Source organism: Kineococcus aurantiacus, from assembly GCF_013409345.1.
GTDB lineage: Bacteria > Actinomycetota > Actinomycetes > Actinomycetales > Kineococcaceae > Kineococcus > Kineococcus aurantiacus.
In genome coordinates this window covers 2,850,425-2,868,828 of record NZ_JACCBB010000001.1, presented here as the reverse complement: position 1 = coordinate 2,868,828, position 18,404 = coordinate 2,850,425, and the positions used below count along the sequence as shown (strand labels likewise).

Here is an 18,404-nt window from a genome sequence, read left to right as displayed (position 1 = left end):
CCCCCTTCGACAGTGCCAATCCGAGTACGGTGGCCTGGTGCCCACCCTCTCCGCGTCCAGCCTGCGCCACCTCCTCGGCCGGTGGCGCGACGACGGACCGGCCCTGCGCGCGCTCGCCGGGCGCATCCGGCTGCTGCTCGTCGACGGCCGCATCGCCTCCGGGACCCGGCTGCCCGCCGAGCGGGAGCTCGCCGCGGCGCTCGGCGTCAGCCGCACCACCGTCGCGGCCGCCTACGCGCGGCTGCGCGAGGAGGGGCTGCTGCGCAGCGTCCGCGGGTCGGGCAGCGTCCTGGTGCTGCCCGCCACCGGACCCGCCGTCGAGCCGCACCCCCTGGCCTCGGCCACCTTCGACCTCACCCGGGCCGTGCTGCCGGCGGCGCCGGAGGTCCAGGAGGCGCTGCGGGCGGCCGTCGACGACGCCGCCGACCACCTGCGCGGCGACGGGTACGAACTGCTCGGGGTCCCCGAGCTGCGCACCGCGCTGGCCGCGCGGTACACCGCCCGCGGCCTGCCCACGACCCCGGACGAGGTGCTCGTGACCCTCGGCGCCCAGCACGCCGTCGGGTTGGTCTGCCGCAGCGTCCTGACCCCGGGCGACCGAGTCCTCGTCGAGAGCCCCGGCTACCCGCACGCCCTCGACGCGGCCCGCGCCGCCGGCGGGCGGCTCGTCGCCGTGCCGGTCACCGCCGCGCACGGCGAGCGGCCCGGCGGGTGGGACGCGGACGCCCTGGAGGACGCCTTCGCCCGGACGCGGCCCGCCCTGGCCTACCTGATGCCGACGTTCCAGAACCCGACCGGCGCGGTGATGCCCGCGGCGCAGCGGGCGAGGGTCGTGGAACTGGCGCGGCGGTACGGGACCCGGCTCGTCGTCGACGAGACGACCGCCGACCTCGCGATCGACCCGCCGGCGCGGTCCACCCCGTTCCCCGCGGACGTCCTGCACGTCGGCTCGGCCGCCAAGTCGCTGTGGGGCGGGCTGCGGATCGGCTGGGTCCGCGCCGACGCCGCGACCGTCCGGCACCTGGCCGCGCACCGGTCGCCGTGGGAACTGGGCACCCCCGTCCTGGAGCAGCTCGTCGTGGCCCGCTGCCTGCCCCGGCTCGACGACGTCCTCGTCGGCCGCCGCCGCGCCCTGCGCTCGCGCCGCGACGCCCTCGTCGCGGAACTGGCGGAGGTGCTGCCGCAGTGGCGGGTCCCCGGCGTGAGCGGGGGGCTGGCCCTGTGGGTGAACCTCGGCACGGCCACCAGCTCGGCGCTGGCCCTGGCGGCGCGGCGTCGCGGCGTCCTGGTCACCGCCGGGCCCCGCTTCGGCCTCGACGGGGAGTTCGAGCGCTACCTGCGGCTGCCCTTCGGCCTCGACGTCGACGCCGTCGCGCCGGCGGTCCAGCGGCTGGCCCGCGCGTGGGAGGAGGTCCGGACGTCCGGGCCGTTGCTGCGGCCCCTGGAAGTGCTGGTGTAGGCGGTCCGGACCGCCGCCTGAGTTCACCCGCGCGGAGTAGTCCAAGTTGCTTGCAGTGACAGCGGGTGACGGTCACACTGCTGTCCGGGCCCATGGGGGTGGGTCCCCAGCACTCACTCGGGGGGAACCAGTGAAACGCACCACCGCCGCCGCCGGGGCGCTCGCCACCGCGCTCGCGCTCACCGTCGCGGCCGCCGCCCCGGCGGGCGCGGCCACCGGCACCACCACCGGCACGACCGCGCCGACGGTCCAGCTCGCCTCGGCCCAGGTCGAGACCTACGGCCCCGCCGACACGCCGATCTACCCGAAGTGCACGACGGACTACCCGCCCATCAGCGACTGCGGGTACGTCGACCTGCGGCTCACGCTGACCGGTTTCGACGCCTTCGGCGGCGTCGTCGCGTGCGACGACGAGACCAGCGCGGAGGGCTGCCCGATCTCCGGGCTCGGCTCCGTCGGTAGCCGCGGTTCGGCCCGGATGCACGCCGCCGTGGCGTGCGGGGACGACCCGCGCCCCCGGCTGGTCAAGAGCACGCTGCCGATCCTCCCCGCGACGCCGTACTCGGACGTCAACGGGTACACCCGGATCGACTCGAACTCCGCCAAGCTCGTCGCCACCCTGGAGTTCCCCACGCCGGCCGAGTACGGCGTGTGCGGGAAGCGCCCCACGACCCTGCTGCACGCGAAGGTCTTCGGCATCACCGTCGGGTTCGACGGCGAGGGCGGGACCCCCGACCGCACGTTCCGCGTGCCCGGCATCTTCAGCTGGGCGCCCTGACCCACCGGCACGAGGAGGGGGTGGCCGCCGCGGGTTCCCGCGGTGACCACCCCCTCCTGCGTCGCCCGGCCCGGTGCCCCGTCAGCCCTTGACGGCGCCCGAGGCCAGGCCGGCGACGTAGAACCGCTGCAGCGCGACGTAGAGGACGACGCACGGCACCATCGCCACGACGGCCCCGGCCACGAGGTAGCCGTAGTTCACGGCCCCGTACGCCCCGGACTGCAGGTTCACCAGCGACAGCGGCAGCGTGTAGAGGCGGTCGTCGGTGAGGAACGTGAGCGCCCCGAGGAACTCGGTCCAGCTGGCCAGGAACGCGTACAGCGCACTGGTCGCCATCCCGGGGATCAGCATCGGGCGCAGCACCGACACCAGCGCCCGCATCGTGCCCGCGCCGTCGACGCGGGCGGAGTCCTCGATCTCGGCGGGGATCGTCTCGAACGCGTTGCGCATGACGAACACCCCGAACGGCAGGTTCACCGTCGTGTAGAAGAGCACCAGCCCCAGCCGGGAGTCGGTCAGGCCCATGGCGTTCATCTGCAGGTACAGCGGGGTGATGATCGCCTGGAACGGCACCATCATCGTCACCACGACGACGCCGAACAGGACGTTGCGGCCGCGGAAGCGGAACCGCCCGAAGCCGTACCCGGCCAGCGTCGCCACCACCGCGGTGAGGACCGCGGTGCTGATCGCGACGACGAGGCTGTTGCCCACCGACCGCAGGATGTCCAGGTCGCTGCTGAACAGGGCCGAGAAGTTCGCGGTGGTGAGGGAGAACAGGTCCCGCGCGCTGGGGTCGGTCGCGACGATCGCGTCGTTGGACTGGAACGACCGCAGGACCGACCAGGCCAGCGGCACCAGGAACACCAGCGCGGCGAGCGTGCCGCCGAGCCAGTACAGCGTCAGCTTCGTGCGGGTCTCGGCCCGGCCCGCGGCCGGTGCGCCGCCCGTCCCCGTCCGCCGCACCCGCAGGTCCTGCGGGCGGCCCGCCCTCGTCAACGTGGCCATCGGGTCACTCCTTCTCGCGCAGCAGCCGGAACTGGGCCGCGGTCACCAGGCCGATGACGACGACCAGGACGATGGACAGGGCGGACGCGGCGCCGAGCTGCAGCTGCACGAAACCGCGCTGGTAGACGTACATGACGACGGTCTGGGTGTCCGTGCCCGGGCCGCCGCGGGTGAGGACGTAGAACTGGGTGAAGGCCAGCAGGGATCCGATGACGGAGATGACCAGGCTCATCGCGATCGTGCGGCGCAGCATGGGGATCGTGATGCTGCGCTCGCGCTGCCACCACGAGGCCCCGTCCATCTCGGCGGACTCGTAGACGTCGCGCGGGATGCCCTGCATGCCGCCCATGAGCAGGACCATCGTCAGGCCCGAGACGGCCCACACGATCATCACGCAGATCAGGCCGGTGGCCAGCGGCCCGTCGGCCAGCCAGGCCGTCGTCCCGTCGGTGATCCCCAGCGTCTCCAGCACGACGTTGACCATGCCGGAGCCCGGCTGCGCCTCCAGCACCATGAGGAAGCTCAGCGTCGTCAGGCCCACGACGTAGGGGACGAAGAAGATCGTCCGGAACACCGTGGAGAAGCGCCGGTTGCTGCGCACGACCACGGCCAGGACGTACCCCAGGACGAGGATGGGCAGCGTGACGACCGCGGTGTAGACGAGCGTGTAGCCCACCGACTTCCAGAAGACCGGGTCGGAGGCGATGGCGGCGTAGTTGCCCAGGCCGATGAAGTCGTAGGAACCGATGAGCGGCCAGTTCGTCAGCGACATGTAGACCGCGAAGGCCAGCGGCACCAGGACGAAGACCGTGACGAACGCCAGCGCCGGCAGGGTCAGCAGGAGCCCGGTGCGGGCGGGGTGGGTGAGGGACCTGGGGTTGCGGTCGAGGGACGCCGGGTCACGGGTGAGGGTGCTCACAGTTGCGCCTGTTCCAGGATGCGGTCGAAGTCCTTCTGGCCCTGGGCCAGCGCCCCGTCCAGGTCCCCGTCGAAGACGGCCCGGCGGAACGCCGCGATCCACGGCGAGTCCTGCTGGTTGAACAGCAGGTTGTAGGCGAGCGTCGTGGGGGCGTAGGCCCCCGCGATCCCGTCCAGCGGCGCGACGGCCAGCGGGAACTCCTGCCGGTACTGCGGGGTCGCGGCGTCGGAGCGGACGGGGATGTACCCGCCGGCGGGCAGCTTCGTCTGCTGCGGCAGGTCGAGGGCGAACTTGGCGAACTGCCACGCGCCCGAGGCGTTCGCCGCCCCGCGCGGGATGCAGAGGTTGTCCCCGCCGGCGAAGGTCGCCCGGCCGCCGTCGGGGCCGGGCAGCAGCACGACCCCGGTCTTGGCCTGCATCTCCGGCGCGGCGTTGAGCACCGCGACGGAGAAGTTCGCCGGGATCATCCCGACCGTGCCGTCCCGGAAGTCCGCGCCCCAGCGCGAGCCGTCGCCGGCGAAGTTGTTCTTCGGCATCAGCTCCTCGGTCCACAGCGTCCGGTAGAACTCGAACGTGCGGCGCACGGCGTCGTTGCCGGCCATCGCCCCGCGCTGCTCCCCGACGTCGCCGACGATGTTCGGGGCCTTCGCCGCCCAGATGTGCGGCTGGACGACGAACCCGAGGATGCCCGCGGCGTTCGCGTCGACCGACCAGCCGTAGGTGCCGTCCCCGAGGGCGCCGATCGCCCGCGCGGCCTCCAGCAGCCCGTCGAGGTCCTGGGTCTGCTCCAGCGGGTCCAGACCGGCCCGCTCGAACAGCTCGGTGTTGTAGAACAGCGCCGAGTTGTCCGCGATGTAGGGGACGCCGTAGTGCTTGCCGTCCCGCGTCGCCAGGCCGAGCTGGCCGGGGTTGAGCTGCGCGGCGAAGTCGAGCTGCTGCACCAGCGGCGTCAGGTCGGTGAAGGAGTCGCGGTAGATGAACAGCATCGAGTTGATGTCGTCGATGTCGACGATGTCGGGCACGTTCCCGCCCCGGATCGCGGTGGCGAGCTTGGTGACGTACTGCCCGTCCAGGACGGGGGTGACCTCGACGGTCACCGCGTCCTGGGAGGCGTTGAACGCGTCGACGACCTGCCGGACCCCGACGACCGTCGCGGCCCGGCACCACAGCCGCACGGTCCCGGTGGCGTCCTGACCGAAACCGGCGGCGCTGACGTCCGCCTCGGGCAGGGCGGACGCGCACCCCGGCAGCAGCGCTGCCAGGGCGGCGAGCCCGCCCAGCCCGAGGACGTCCCTGCGGTGGAGCTCCATCGCACCTCCTCCAGAACCCGGGCCTCAGGCCCGCGGCAACCAGACGCGCATGGCCCCGAGGTCCCGGTTGGCCCACGCGTAGTAGGGGATGGCCGGGACGACCTGCGTCTCGGCCGCCGCCTGCGGAGCCGGGTCGTCCCCGGCCGGGCGGTACAGCGGGGTGGTGCCCGCCGCGAGCGCGGCGTGCACCGGCAGGTGCAGGACGGTGACGCCCTCGAGCAGGTCGGGGCGGTGCTCGGCCTGCGCGGTGCGCACCTCGGCGACCCGGACGCGCACGTCGTCGGCGGGCAGGCCGTCGGGCAGGTCGGCCTGCTCGACGGCGTACACCAGCGGGCCGCGCTCGACGACGACGCTGCCGCGGACGGCGTCGACGCGGGGGTCGGCCTCCACGACGCGCACGGTCATCGGCAGGACCAGTTCCACGACGTCGCCGGCGGCGAACTCCCGGCGCACCCGCAGGTACTCCCCCGGGGTCACGTCGAGCGCGGTCCCGGCCACGGTGGCCGAGGCGCCCTGCGCCCAGGCCGGCACGCGCAGGGCCAGCTCGAACTCCCCGGGGCTGCGCTCGACCTCGACGCGGACGGTCCCGTCCCACGGGTAGTCGGTGGTGACCCGCAGGCTCGCCCCGGCCGCCTCGATCGTGCCCGTCGTGTACTGGTGGACCTGCACGCCGGGCACCCCGCCGGTCTCCGAGCGCGTGGCGACGTAGGCGTCCAGCGAGGACAGCGTGCGCATGATGTTCGGCGGGCAGCAGGCGCAGTCGAACCACGGCCGCCGGCCGTTCGCGACGCTGCGCTCCTCCTCGGCGTGGGCGCCGTGGCGCAGCTGCAGGGCGTTGACGTAGAAGTACTCCGTCCCGGCCAGGGAGACCCCGGGCAGGAACGCGTTGTAGAGGGTGCGCTCGACGAGGTCGGCGTACCGGGCCTCCCCGGTGGCCAGCAGCAGCCGCCAGGTCCACTGGACGCTGCCGATGGCGGCGCACGTCTCGGCGTAGGCGCGGTCCGGCGGGAGTTCGTGGTGGTCGCCGAACTGCTCCCAGTCCCAGCGCGAGCCGATGCCGCCGGTGACGTACGTCTTGGAGGCGAGCATCCCCTCCCACTGCCGCACGAGGGCGTCGCGCAGCTCGGTGTCGCCGGTCTCGGCGGCCACGTCGGCGGCGCCGGCGGTGAAGTACACCGCCCGCACCGAGTGGCCCTCGGGGCTGGTCGCCTCGCGCACGGGGACGCGGTCGGAGAAGTACGTGGGGTCGGCGCCGTGCTCGGCCTGGATGCTGGCGTGGCCGCGGGCGTCGACGAACCAGCGGGCCAGGTCCAGGTACTCCTGCTTCCCGGTCTCGCGGTACAGCTCGACCAGGCCCATCTCGACGACGGGGTGCCCGTCGACCTCCTCGTTGCGGCCGGGCCCGAAGGTGGCGACGAGGTGGTCGGCCAGGCGCACGGCCACGTCGAGCAGCCCGGTCTCGCCGGTGCTGCGGTGGACCGCGACGGCGGCCTGGAACAGGTGCCCGGCGCAGTAGTGCTCGTGGCTCCAGTGCAGGCCGGTGTAGCGCTCGCCCTTCCCGCGGACCTGCTGCACGGAGTCGAGGTAGCCGTCGGGGGCCTGGGCGGCGGCGACGACGTCGGTGATCTCGCGGATCCAGCCGAGGACCTCCTCGTCGGCCTCGCGCCCGTACTCCCACCCGGCGGCCTCGAGCCACTTGTAGACGTCGGAGTCCATGAAGATCGGGCCCTTGACCTCGCCCTGCTCCCGGCCCGCGGCGATGCGCAGGTTGCGCAGGTTCCCGGCCGTCTCGAGCTTCTCGTAGCCGGTGCGCAGGGCCTGGCGGCGGTTGGCCTGCATGCGGTCGAACCAGAACCCGGCGGTGCTGCGCGAGGCGCCGAGGGGGACGGGGTGCAGCGCGACGGCGGCCGCGGCGGTCGGCGCGGCGGGGGCGTTGGTCACGGCGGGTCCAGCGGTCGTGCTGGTCATCAGCTCTCCATCGAGGTCGGGAAGCGGTGCCCGGAAAAGTCGGAACACGTTTTCTGCGATGACCGTAGGACTCGCTCCCGCCGCCGTCAAGACGCGGTAACCTGCTGCGAATCCCCGGACTTGGAGGTCGATGGTGACGGAAAGCGTCGTTCCGGCACGGATCGTGGACGTCGCGGCGCTGGCGGGCGTCTCGGCCGGCACCGCCTCCAAGGCCCTCAACGGCACCGGCCAGCTGCGCGCCGAGACGCGCGAGCGGGTGCGCCGCGCCGCCGAGCAGCTCGGCTTCACCCCCGACCCCCTCGGGCGCGGGCTGTCCTCCGGCCGCAGCTACACCGTCGGGCTCATCACCACCGACAGCTTCGGCCGCTTCTCCATCCCCGTCATGCTCGGCGCCGAGAACGCCCTCGGCGCCGGGGAGATGAGCGTCCTGCTGTGCGACAGCCGCGACGACCCGCTGCGCGAGCAGCACTACCTGCGCACCCTCCTGGCCCGGCGCGTGGACGGCATCATCGTCACCGGCCGCCGCACCGACCCCCGCCCCCGGCTGGCCGCGCCCGTCCCCGTCGTCTACGCCTTCACCCCCTCCCAGGACCCGCGCGACACCTCCCTCGTCGCCGACCAGGCCGGCGGGGCCACCGCCGCCGTCCAGCACGTCCTCGACCTCGGCCGGCGCCGCGTCGCCCACGTCACCGGCCCGGCCGACCACCACGCCACCCAGGTCCGGCGCGCCGCGGTGGAGCGGACCGCGGGCGGGGCGCTCGTGGGCCCGGTGCTGCACGGGGACTGGAGCGAGCGGTGGGGACGGCTGGCCGCGGACCTGCTGCTGCGCCGGCACCCCGACGTCGACGCCGTCACCTGCGGCAGCGACCAGATCGCCCGCGGGGTCTGCGACGGGCTGCGCGACGCCGGGCGCCGGGTGCCGCAGGACGTCGCCGTCGTCGGGTTCGACGACTGGGACGTCATCGCCCTGGCCTCCCGCCCACCGCTGACGACCGTGAACCTGGGCCTGGAGGCCCTGGGCCGGCGCGCCGGGGAACTGCTGCTGGAAGCCGTGGCCGGCGACCCCTCCCCCGGCACCACGACCATGCCGACCCGCCTCGTCGTCCGCGAGTCCACCGTCGCGGTCTGACCCCCACCCCCTCCCGGTGATCGATCACCGGGCGGGGCTCGGGTCCGGTGGGGGTGGGCGGCCGCGCGTCAGGCCGGGGTCAGCTGAACCGGTCCCGCACCCACGCGACGAAGTTCTCCGTGTGGTCGCCCGTCTCCTCCGCCTCCGTGTGGCCGACACCCCACACGGTCGCGAAGTCGACGTCCACCCCCCGCCCCCGCAGGGCCGCGGCCAGGTTCAGCTCCACGGTGCTCGCGGTGTCCCCCTGGGTGAGCCCCGTCCGGATCCGCCAGTGCGGGGCGAGCGAGGCGCCGGGGTGGTCGTCGGCGAGGAAGTGCAACGGGTCGTACGCGGCGACCCGGGATGCGGCGTCCTGACCGGCGCTGTCGGTCTGCTCCAGGTCCGAGGCGTAGGCCGACGCGGAGAAACCCTCCTCCCAGCCCCCCAGCGCGGCGTACTCCTGCTCACCGGCCTCGACGACGTCGTGCGCGAGCTGCGAGAAGTGCAGGTTCCGCGTGCCGCGGCCGAACACGGCGTTCTCGGTCGCACCCCGGTCCACCCCGTCGAAGGCCCCGACGTCCTTCGTCGGAGGTTTCTGGCTGCGCACGAACCCGCCGAGGTCGCGCACGGTGGCCCGCTGCGCCGCCGGGTCGTAGCTCACCCACCCGGTGCCGCCGTCGAGGCCCGCGACGTAGTCCGCCGCGGTCGCGTACGCCGTCGACGACCCCGCCGGGGTGTGCGGGAACGGCGTCGTCGCCAGGAACCGGGTGAGCGACGTGCCCAGCGCCGCCAGGACGAAGTCGTGGTAGCTGCCGGCCAGGTCCACCCCCTGCGCCGAGGCGGTCAGCGTCAGCGCGTTCCCCGCCTCGTCGGTCAGCCCCAGGCCGTTGACGTACCCGGCGTAGCGCGCGGCCAGGTCCCGGGAGTACCGGGCGGTCCACGTCCCCGGCGCGCGGGTCCCGTCGGTGGAGAACTGCCCCATGTTCCACTCGTACGCGGCGTTCGCCGACCCCAGGCTCGTGATGGGGCACCAGCACACCGCGGCCGCCACGGCGTCCGACGTCGCCGCCGCCCCCAGCGCCCGCAGGTACGGCTCGAACTCCGCCGCGTCCCCCGACGCCCCCGCCACGGCCGTCTGCGCCCCGCCGCCGCTGTGCCCGTACAGGACGACGCGGTCGGTGCTGCCCGGGACCGCGCCCGCGTTGGCCCGCACGTACCGGACCGCGGCCTTCAGGTCGGCCACCCCCCACGGCGCGTTGCCGTCGTAGCCGTCGGCGTTCGTGTCGGTGCCGCGCAGCCCCGCGACGACGTGCACGAGACCGGCCGACACCGTCGCCGCGACGTCCTCGTACCGGTACTCCCCCGGGGCCGCCTGCCCCGTGTACCCCGGCGTGTCCACCGGGAACACGATCGGCGCCGTCGCAGCCGTCCAGCCGCCCACGGTGCCCGCCGGGTCGACCTGCACCGTGAAGGTGCCGTCGCCGTTGTCGCGGCCGGAGAAGTACGGGCCCGGGACGTGGACGGCCAGGCGCTCGCGGTCGGGGGCCTGCGGCGTCGCGACGTAGGTCAGCCCGACCTGGTGGTAGACGTCGTGCTCGGCGTCGTAGCGCCACGCCCCGGCGTCCAGGACCAGCGAGGCCGCCGACGCGGCCGGGGAGGCCGTGGTGGGTGCCCCGCCGGACGCCTCGCCGGACGCCTCGCCGGGCTCCTCGGGCCCGCAGGCGGACAACGCCAGGACCCCCACCGCGCCACCGAGGACCGCTCGCCTGCTCGTGCTCACCCACCGACCGTACGAGCCGGCGCGGCGCGTGCGCGAGAGAGGTCACGAGGACGGCCCTGCGGGCGGTACCGTCCGGCGGGTGGACGTCCTGCGCTACGCCGCCTTCACCACCGACCCCGCCGGCGGGAACCCGGCGGGCATCGTGCTCGACGCCGCGGACGTCCCCGCCGCGCGGATGCTCGCCGCGGCGGCCGAGGTCGGGTACGCCGAGACGGCGTTCGTCGTCGCCACCACCGGCGAGCGCCGGTTCGCCCTGCGCTACTTCTCCCCGCACGCCGAGGTGCCGTTCTGCGGGCACGCCACGGTCGCGACGGCGGTCGTCCTCGCCGGGCGGCACGGGCCGGGGGCCTTCACCTTCGACACCCCGGTCGGGACGGTGGAGCTGCAGGCGTCCGGGGGGCGCGCGTCGTTCACCAGCGTCGAACCCCGCGTCACCGCGTTGCCGGAGGAGGACGTCGACGAGCTCCTCGACCTCGTCGGCCTGGGCCGGGACGACCTCGACGCCTCCCACCCCCCACGCCTGGCGTCGGCGGGCAACCCGCACCCGGTCGTCGTCGTGCGCGAGGCGGACCGCTTCGACGGTTTCACCTTCGACCCGCAGCGGGCGCGCCGGGTCCTGGACGCGCACGGCTGGCCCGCGACCCTCACGTTCGTCCACCGCCGCGAGCCCCTCGTCTACGAGGCGCGCAACGTGTTCCCCGTCGGGTCGATCACCGAGGACCCGGCGACGGGGTCGGCGGCGGCGGCGTTCGGGGGGTACCTGCGCGCCCTGGGCCTGGTCGAGGTCCCCGCGCGGGTCACGGTCCACCAGGGCCGGCACGTGGGGCGGCCCGGGGTCCTGCTCGTCGACGTCCCGGCCGAGGGCGGGATCGTGGTGACGGGCGCGGCGGTACCCATCACCTGAGGGTGCCCGACCCCGCGAGTGCTCGATCACAGGAGTGCTCGATCACGACAGGACGAACCTCGGTGATCGGGCACCCTCGAGCGCCGGGAGCGGGGCGGGTCAGCCCGCGCAGACCCGGTTCCGGCCCGCCGCCTTCGCGGCGTACAGCCGCTCGTCGGCGACGGCCAGCAGCGAGGACTTGTCCCCGTCGGTCGCCAGGGTCGCGACGCCCGCGCTCACGGTGATGCCCCGGCCGGGGGTGACGGCGGACCAGTCGGCCTGCTCGACGGTGCGCCGCACGCGCTCGGCGAGCTCCGCCGCGCAGCCGTCGTGGCCGCCGGTCACGACGAGCAGGAACTCCTCCCCGCCCAGGCGCGCCGCGAACGACTCCGGACCGGGGCGGCCGTCCACGGCGTCGGTAAGGATGCGGGCGAGGCGGCGCAGCACCTCGTCACCGGCCTCGTGCGAGTAGGTGTCGTTCACGGCCTTGAAGTGGTCGAGGTCGAGCAGGACCGCGCCCGCGACCCGCCCTCCGCGGCGGGACTCGGCGAGCAGCTCGGGCAGGCGCTCATCGACGAACAACCGGTTGCGCAGACCCGTCAGCGGGTCCCGGCGGGCCTCCTCCCGGTACCGGGCGGCCTCCTGGCGCGCGACGTCGATCTCGAACACGGCCTGCCGCGCCCGGGCCTGCGCCTCGCGCTGCTCCGACAGCAGCTCGCGGTCGGCGGCGTGGAACGCCTTGTGGGTCTCGAAGGCGGCCCGGTAGTCGCCCAGGGCCGCGAACACCTCGGCCTGCTCGGCGAGGATCTGAGACCGGACGGTGCCGAAGCCCTCCTGGGCGCACGCCGCGCGCGCCTCGTCCAGGACGCGCGCCGCGGCCTCGGCCTCCCCCCGGACCCGCAGCACCACGGCGAGGGTGAGCAGGCAGACGGGCCCGTCGTCGGCGTTCTTGGCGTCCATCGCCGCGCTCGTCTCCACGGCGGCCCGCGCGGCCGCCTCGGCGGGCACCAGCTCCCCGCACAGCAGGTGGATGCGCGCGACGGTGTCGAGGCTGTTGGCGTTCAGCGGCCGGTCGTAGCGGTCGCTGAGCTCCAGCAGCAGGGCCATCTCCCGGCGGGCCGCCTCGACGTCCCCGCGCTCCAGCTCGCAGTACGCGCGGTTGTTCACCACGAGCAGGTGCAGCTGCCCGTCGCCCACGGCGAGCTGCTCGGCCCGGCCGTACCAGGCGCGGGAGTCCTCGTGAGCGCCGAGCTCGTCGAGCAGGTCGGCGACCTTGACGAAGACGCGCGTGCGCAGCCGGCGGGGGAGGTCGTCGCCGCAGCCCCCCGCGGCGTCCAGGGCGTGCTCGAGGGCGGTGGGCCGGTCCCCCAGGTCGGTGAAGACGCGGGCCAGGGTCCAGGCGACGCGGACCGCGGCCTCGGGACCCAGCTCGTCGTGCTGCGCGCGCAGCTGCGTCAGCAGGTGCGCCGCCCCGGCGGAGTCCCCGCCGCGCTGCACCGCCTCGGCCTGCCCGACGCGGGCCAGGACGGCGGCGTCGGCGTCCCCGAGCGCGACGGCCCGCTCGGCCAGGGCGAGGGCGGACTCGGCGGCGCGCTGCGGGTCGGCCCCGATCAGCTCGTCGAGCGCGGCGAGGTCGCGGCGCAGCAGCTCACGGGCGGGGTCGAGCACGACGCGCCCCGCCACGCTCACCACCGCCGTCCGTCGTCCACCCCGTGGGGTCCTGCCGCTCCTGTCGACGCCGCGGCCGTGCGCCTTGACCCCACCTCCCCCGTTCAGCCGGTGACGAGCTGCAGCCGGCGGGACTGGTCGGAGGCGAACTTGCGCTCGGGGTCGACCTCGTCGCGCACCTTCCGCCAGGCCGGCAGCTCGGGGTACATGCGCGCGAAGCGGTCGGCCGTCGTGCGGGAGTCCTTGGCCAGGTAGAGCCGGCCCCCGGCGTCGAGGACCATCTCGTCGAGCAGGTCGCAGAGCTGGCCCAGCCCCTTCTTCACGGGCAGGTCCACCGCCAGCGTCCAGCCGCGCGTGGGGAACGACAGGGGGGCGTCGTTGGCGTCGCCGAAGCGCTTGAGGACGTTCAGCGCCGAGATGTGCCCGGACTCCACGATGGCCTCCATGCTCGACTTCAGCAGGTCGGTCCGGTCGAAGGGCACGACGAACTGGTACTGCAGGAAGCCGTCGGGACCGTAGGCCCGGTTCCAGTCCGCGAACAGGTCCAGCAGGTGGTAGAACTGCGTGATGTTCTGCACCACACCGGATTTCGTCTTGGACTTCCGGTAGTAGAACTCGTTCAGCGCCTTGGCCGACAGCCGGTTCAGCATGCCGGAGGGGAACAGGTCGGGGAAGCGCGCCAGCTGGGGGGCGTCGAACTTCAGCGGGTCCTTGCGCAGCTCCGGCGGCAGGTCGGACAGCTTCGCCGACGAGCCGCGCAGCAGGAAGCCGCGGCCCATGTGCTCGCCCTTGGTCACCGAGTCGAACCACGTCTTGGAGTACGTGTAGTTCTCGTCGTTCTTCTGCAGCCGCTCGAGCATGTCGTCGAAGTCGGGCGTCTGCTCGACGTCGGCGATGAAGTAGGACGTCTCGACGCGGTCCAGGCGGATCCTCGCGCGCAGCACGACGCCGGTCAGCCCCATGCCGCCCGTGGTGGCCAGGAACAGCTCGCGGTCCGGGCCGTCGGGGGTGATCGTGCGGATCTGCCCGTCGGCGGTCAGCAGGTCCAGCGACAGCACGTGCCGGGTGAAGGTGCCCTGGGTGTGGTGGTTGCCGCCGTGGATGTCCGCGCCGATGGCGCCGCCCACGGTCACCTGGCGGGTGCCGGGCAGGACCGGCACCCACAGGCCGTGCGGCACGACCGCGCGCAGCAGCTTGTCCAGGGAGCAGCCGGCGTCGACGTCGGCCACGGCCGCGTCGACGTCGATGTCGTGGATGCGGTCCAGGGCCGTCATGTCGACGACGAGCCCGCCGGCGTTCTGGGCCGGGTCCCCGTAGGAGCGCCCCAGGCCGCGGGCGATGACGCCGCGCGGGCCGGCGGTGCGGACGGCCTCGGCGATGACGTCGAGGTCGGCGGTGTGCAGCACCGTCGCCGTCGTCGGCGCGGTGCGGCCCCAGCCGGTGAGCCGCTGGGGCGTGCGGGTGGTCCCGTCGGTGTCGGGGACCGGACGGGGCTTCAGACCAGGGATGCTCACCACGGTCGAAGCCTAACCGGCGCCCCCGACACCGCCCGGGCGACACCGTCCCGGGCCCCGCGCCCCACGGTCGCGTCCCACGGTCGGCGGCATCAGGACGGCGCCCGACGTGCCGATGGTTCCCCCGTGACCTGCGACCGCGTGCCGCTGCGGCCGACGGTCCTCACGGCCGCGGCCGGTCTCCTGTGCACAGCGCTCGCCTCCCTCCCGGCCTCCGGCACCGCGGCGGCGACCCTGCTCTACCTGCTGCCCGTCGTGGTCTGCGTCGTCGTCACGGCGGTCGCCGTGCCGCGCGTGCCGGCCCGTTCCCGCGGCCCGTGGTGGTGGCTGCTGGCCGGCCAGTGCCTCTACCTGGCCGGTGAGCTCGTCTTCGCGGTGGGCGACCTGCGCGGCCAGGAGCGCTGGCCCACCCCCGGTGACGCCTTCTACCTGCTGGCCTACGTCCCGGTGACGGTCGGGCTGCTGTCGCTGAACCGGCAGCGCTCCAGCAGCCGCTACCGCGGCAGCCTCCTGGACGCGGCGATCCTGTCGCTGTCGGCGGCGACCCTGTTCGGGGTCTTCGTCGTCCTGCCCGTGGCCTCGGACACCGCCCAGCCGCCGCTGGCCCGGGTCGTCAGCTCCGCCTACCCCGTGGCCGACGTCCTGCTCTTCTTCCTCGTCGCCCGCCTCGTCACCGGGCCGGGCGCGCGGCCCCCCGCGTTCTGGCTGCTCGTGCTCAGCACCACCAGCACGATCGTCGCCGACGTGGTCTGGAACCTGCAGCAGCTCACCGTGGGCGGCACCACCTCCGGGCCCGTGCTGAACGCCCTGTGGCTGCTCTACTACGTGGGCCTGGCCACCGCCGCCGCCAGCGCGCGCGCGCCCTGGCGCCCCGAGCCGGCGTCCCCGTCCACCGGCGGGCTGACGGCCCCCCGGCTGTTCCTGCTGGCGGTCGCCGCGTCGCTGCCGTCGGCCGTGCTCGTGGTGATGGCCCTGCTGGACCGGCCCGTCGCCGTGGGGTGGCTGGCCGCCGGGTCCCTCGCGCTCATCGCCCTCGTCGTGGCCCGGGTGTGGGACCTGCTGCAGCGCCTGCGGTCGCAGTCCGCGCAGCTGGAGGCCCTCGCGCGGACCGACCCCCTGACGGGCCTGCCCAACCGGCGCACCCTGGAGCACGAGCTGGCCCGCCTGTGCCGGCCCGGCCGCGCCGACGGCGTGTTCGTGGCGCTCGTCGACCTCGACCACTTCAAGCGCTACAACGACACGCGCGGGCACCAGGCCGGCGACCACCTCCTGCGGTCCGCGGCGGCCGCGTGGGTGGAGGACCTGGGCCCCGACGGCTTCCTCGCCCGCTGGGGCGGGGAGGAGTTCGTGGCCGTCGTCACCGGCCCGGCCGCGCAGGCCGAGCGCCGGCTCGACGGGCTGCGCGCCGTCGTCCCCGACGGCCAGACCTGCTCCATCGGGGTCTCGCGGTGGGTCGAGGGCGAGAGCGCGGACGCGACGCTGCAGCGGGCGGACGCGGCGCTGTACGCCGCGAAGGCCGCCGGCCGGGACCGGTGCGAGGTGGCGGGGCGGGCCTCGGGCGACCCCGCCACCGGGCGTGCCCGGTAGGCGGCGCGGTGGGCCCGGGGACGGCGGGCCCGGGACGGGGAGCGCAACCCGTTCGGCCCCTCACCCGCCCGCCGCACCGACCGATCCTCTAGGGGTGAGCAGACGCGCGGAACGCCGGAGCCCGGGGGCCGGTGACGACACCTGGGTCGTCCCCGCACCCGTGCGGGTGCTCCTGGTGCTGCTGACCGCCGGGGTGGCCCTCTACCTGTTCAGCCTGCTGCCCCCCTTCCGGCCGAACGGCCGGACGATCCCGGTGTTCGACCTCTACCTCAAGAACGCGATGTGGCCGCTGTTCGCGCTCGTCGCGCTCTGGCGCGCGGTGGCGGTCCGCGCCGAGCGCCTCGCCTGGTCGTTCCTGGCCGCCGCCGTGGTGGCCGGCGCCACGGGGTCGTTCACCTACTACACGGTGCTCCAGTTCCGCCCCGTCGTCCCGTTCCCCTCGGTGTCCGACGCCTCCTGGCTGCTGCTGTACCCCCTGGCCTACGTGGGGGTGGTGCTGCTGCTGCGCGCCCGGGCGGGTCAGCTCCTGCGCACGGTGTGGCTGGACGCGCTGCTGGCCGCCTTCGCCGGCGGCGCCGTGGCGGCCCTGCTGCTCATCGGCCGGCTGGTGCGGATGAGCCCCGGCGAGCTGCTGCCCGCCCTGGCCGGTCTGGCCTACCCGATCAGCGACCTGCTGCTGCTCATGATGATGACGTCCGTCGTCGCCGTCTTCGGCTGGCGGCCGGGCCGGGTGTGGACGCTGCTGGGCGCCGGGTTCGCCGTGCAGGCCGTCTCCGACTCCGCGTACGCGATGGCGCTGGCCGAGGGGACCTGGCGGCCGAACACCCTCCTCGACGCCGGGTGGCCCATCCCGCTGCTGCTCATCGCGGCGGCGGCCTGGCAGCCGCCGCAGCGGCACCTGACCCGGCCCGTCGGCCTGGCCGACCTCGTGGTGCCCGCCGGGTTCGCGGTCGTGTCGGTGGCCGTGCTCTTCGTCGCGACCCTGCGGCCCGTGCCGCTCCTCGTGAGCCTGCTGGCCCTCGGGGGCGTCCTGACCAGCATCGCCCGCACCGCCGTGACGTTCCGCCAGGTGCGCGACCTGACGGTGTTCCGCAACCAGGCGCGCACCGACGAGCTGACGGGCCTGGCCAACCGGCGCCGGTTCACCGAGACCCTCACCGCCCTCCTGGAGCCCGGCGGGCCCGGGCCCTCCGTCCTGCTCGTCGACCTCGACCGCTTCAAGGAGGTCAACGACAGCCTCGGGCACGCCGCCGGCGACGAGCTCCTCGTCGGGGTGGGGGCCCGGTTCGCGGCCGTGCTGCGCGCCGGGGACCTGCTGGCCCGCCTCGGCGGGGACGAGTTCGCCGTCCTCGTGCGCGCGGGCGCCGACGGCGGGGGCCGGGAGGTGGCGGCCCGCCTGTCGGCGTCCCTGGCCGAGCCCTTCGTCCTGTCCGGCGTGCGCGTCCACGTCGGGGCGAGCATCGGCGTGGCGAGCGCTGGCCCGGGGACCGCGAGCGCCGCCGAGCTGCTGCGCCGTGCGGACGTGGCGATGTACCGCGCCAAGGCGGACGGCGGCCGGACGCACCAGTACGCCGAGGCCCTCGACGAGGGCAGCCGGGACCGGTTGCGGCTGGTGGACGAGCTGCGGACCGGCATCGCCCAGGGGCAGCTGGTGGTGCACCACCAGCCCAAGATCGCCCTGTCCACGGGGCGGGTGACGGGCGTGGAGGCCCTCGTGCGCTGGCAGCACCCCGAGCGGGGGCTGCTGGCCCCGGACGCGTTCCTGCCGCTGGTCCAGGACGCCGGCCTGTCCGCCGACCTCAGCGCGCAGGTCCTGCGGGTGGCGCTGCGCGACTGCGCGACCTGGCGGGAGGGCGGGCTCGACCTCAGCGTGGCCGTGAACCTGTCGACCTCGGAGCTGCTCGACGTCGGCCTGCCGCGGACGGTGGCCGCCCTCCTGGAGGAGGTGGGGCTGCCCGGGTCGGCGCTGGTCGTCGAGATCACCGAGGGCGTGTTCATGGTCGACAAGGACACGTCGGTGGCGGTGCTGACGGCGCTGCGGGAACTGGGGGTCCGCATCTCGATCGACGACTACGGCACGGGGTACTCCTCGCTGGCGTACCTGCGCGAACTGCCGCTGGACGAGCTGAAGCTGGACCGCTCGTTCACGCGGAACCTCGCCACCGACCCGCGGACCGCGGCCATCGTGGAGTCGACCGTCGCGCTGGCGCACTCCCTGGGGCTGGCCATGGTCGCCGAGGGCGTCGAGGACGACGCGGTGCTGCGCCGGCTGCGCGCCGCGGGCTGCGACCTGGCCCAGGGGTACCACGTGAGCCGGCCGCTGCCGGCCGCCGCGCTGTCGGCGTGGTTCGCCGCGCTGGACGCGGACGGCTGCTGGTCGGCCCCGCGGGCGGGCCGGGAGGTCACCGCGGGCGCCTGAGCCCGC

At 74.9% G+C, this 18,404-nt stretch carries 13 protein-coding genes; 6 read left to right on the top strand and 7 right to left on the bottom strand.

Features of this window, described 5'->3' with window-relative positions; genetic code table 11:
• The first annotated feature begins 37 nt into the window (after positions 1-37).
• A complete protein-coding gene (gene yczR / locus BJ968_RS13870) occupies positions 38-1,459 on the top strand; it encodes a MocR-like transcription factor YczR (protein WP_179752761.1) in 1,422 nt (473 codons plus the stop codon).
• Between the two features lie 130 nt (positions 1,460-1,589).
• The gene (locus BJ968_RS13865) at positions 1,590-2,237 is read left to right on the top strand and encodes a hypothetical protein (protein ID WP_179752759.1); all 648 of its coding nucleotides are present in this window, start codon (positions 1,590-1,592) and stop codon (positions 2,235-2,237) included.
• Positions 2,238-2,318: 81 nt separating this feature from the next.
• On the opposite strand, the gene BJ968_RS13860 is transcribed toward BJ968_RS13865, so the two are convergent.
• Genes BJ968_RS13860 through BJ968_RS13845 form a run of 4 tightly spaced genes read right to left on the bottom strand, consistent with a single transcriptional unit; the run spans position 2,319 to position 7,439 of the window.
• Entirely contained in the window at positions 2,319-3,242 is a 924-nt protein-coding gene (locus BJ968_RS13860) for a carbohydrate ABC transporter permease (RefSeq protein WP_179752757.1), read from the bottom strand.
• Positions 3,243-3,246: 4 nt separating this feature from the next.
• Positions 3,247-4,161 carry an ABC transporter permease subunit gene (locus BJ968_RS13855; RefSeq protein WP_179752755.1) on the bottom strand — a complete coding sequence of 305 codons (915 nt, stop codon included), beginning with the start codon at positions 4,159-4,161 and terminating at the stop codon, positions 3,247-3,249.
• The gene (locus tag BJ968_RS13850; protein WP_179752753.1) at positions 4,158-5,471 is read right to left on the bottom strand and encodes an ABC transporter substrate-binding protein; all 1,314 of its coding nucleotides are present in this window, start codon (positions 5,469-5,471) and stop codon (positions 4,158-4,160) included. The genes BJ968_RS13855 and BJ968_RS13850 overlap by 4 nt, the downstream gene beginning before the upstream one ends.
• Positions 5,472-5,495: 24 nt before the next feature.
• Positions 5,496-7,439 carry a glycoside hydrolase family 127 protein gene (locus tag BJ968_RS13845; protein WP_179752752.1) on the bottom strand — a complete coding sequence of 648 codons (1,944 nt, stop codon included), beginning with the start codon at positions 7,437-7,439 and terminating at the stop codon, positions 5,496-5,498.
• 133 nt (positions 7,440-7,572) lie between these two features.
• Here BJ968_RS13845 and BJ968_RS13840 point away from each other — a divergent pair, with 133 nt between their 5' ends.
• Positions 7,573-8,568 carry a LacI family DNA-binding transcriptional regulator gene (locus BJ968_RS13840; RefSeq protein ID WP_343078021.1) on the top strand — a complete coding sequence of 332 codons (996 nt, stop codon included), beginning with the start codon at positions 7,573-7,575 and terminating at the stop codon, positions 8,566-8,568.
• A gap of 79 nt (positions 8,569-8,647) precedes the next feature.
• Here BJ968_RS13840 and BJ968_RS13835 read toward each other — a convergent pair whose 3' ends face one another.
• A complete protein-coding gene (locus tag BJ968_RS13835; protein WP_179752748.1) occupies positions 8,648-10,327 on the bottom strand; it encodes a carboxylesterase family protein in 1,680 nt (559 codons plus the stop codon).
• Positions 10,328-10,406: 79 nt separating this feature from the next.
• On the opposite strand from BJ968_RS13835, the gene BJ968_RS13830 reads away from it, so the two are divergent.
• Positions 10,407-11,231, top strand: coding sequence for a PhzF family phenazine biosynthesis protein (locus BJ968_RS13830; RefSeq protein WP_343078020.1), 825 nt, complete (start codon positions 10,407-10,409; stop codon positions 11,229-11,231).
• A gap of 99 nt (positions 11,232-11,330) precedes the next feature.
• On the opposite strand, the gene BJ968_RS26695 is transcribed toward BJ968_RS13830, so the two are convergent.
• The gene (locus tag BJ968_RS26695) at positions 11,331-12,899 is read right to left on the bottom strand and encodes a diguanylate cyclase (protein WP_179752746.1); all 1,569 of its coding nucleotides are present in this window, start codon (positions 12,897-12,899) and stop codon (positions 11,331-11,333) included.
• Positions 12,900-12,982: 83 nt separating this feature from the next.
• Positions 12,983-14,377: a decaprenylphosphoryl-beta-D-ribose oxidase gene (gene dprE1 / locus BJ968_RS13820; protein ID WP_179756689.1), complete on the bottom strand. Its 1,395-nt coding sequence runs from the start codon at positions 14,375-14,377 to the stop codon at positions 12,983-12,985.
• A gap of 141 nt (positions 14,378-14,518) precedes the next feature.
• Between dprE1 and BJ968_RS26690 the strand changes: the two genes are divergently transcribed.
• Positions 14,519-15,979 (top strand): diguanylate cyclase domain-containing protein, encoded by a 1,461-nt coding sequence (locus BJ968_RS26690; protein WP_179752744.1) that lies wholly within the window; start codon positions 14,519-14,521, stop codon positions 15,977-15,979.
• A gap of 94 nt (positions 15,980-16,073) precedes the next feature.
• Entirely contained in the window at positions 16,074-18,398 is a 2,325-nt protein-coding gene (locus tag BJ968_RS13810) for an EAL domain-containing protein (RefSeq protein ID WP_179752742.1), read from the top strand.
• The last annotated feature ends 6 nt before the right edge of the window (positions 18,399-18,404 follow it).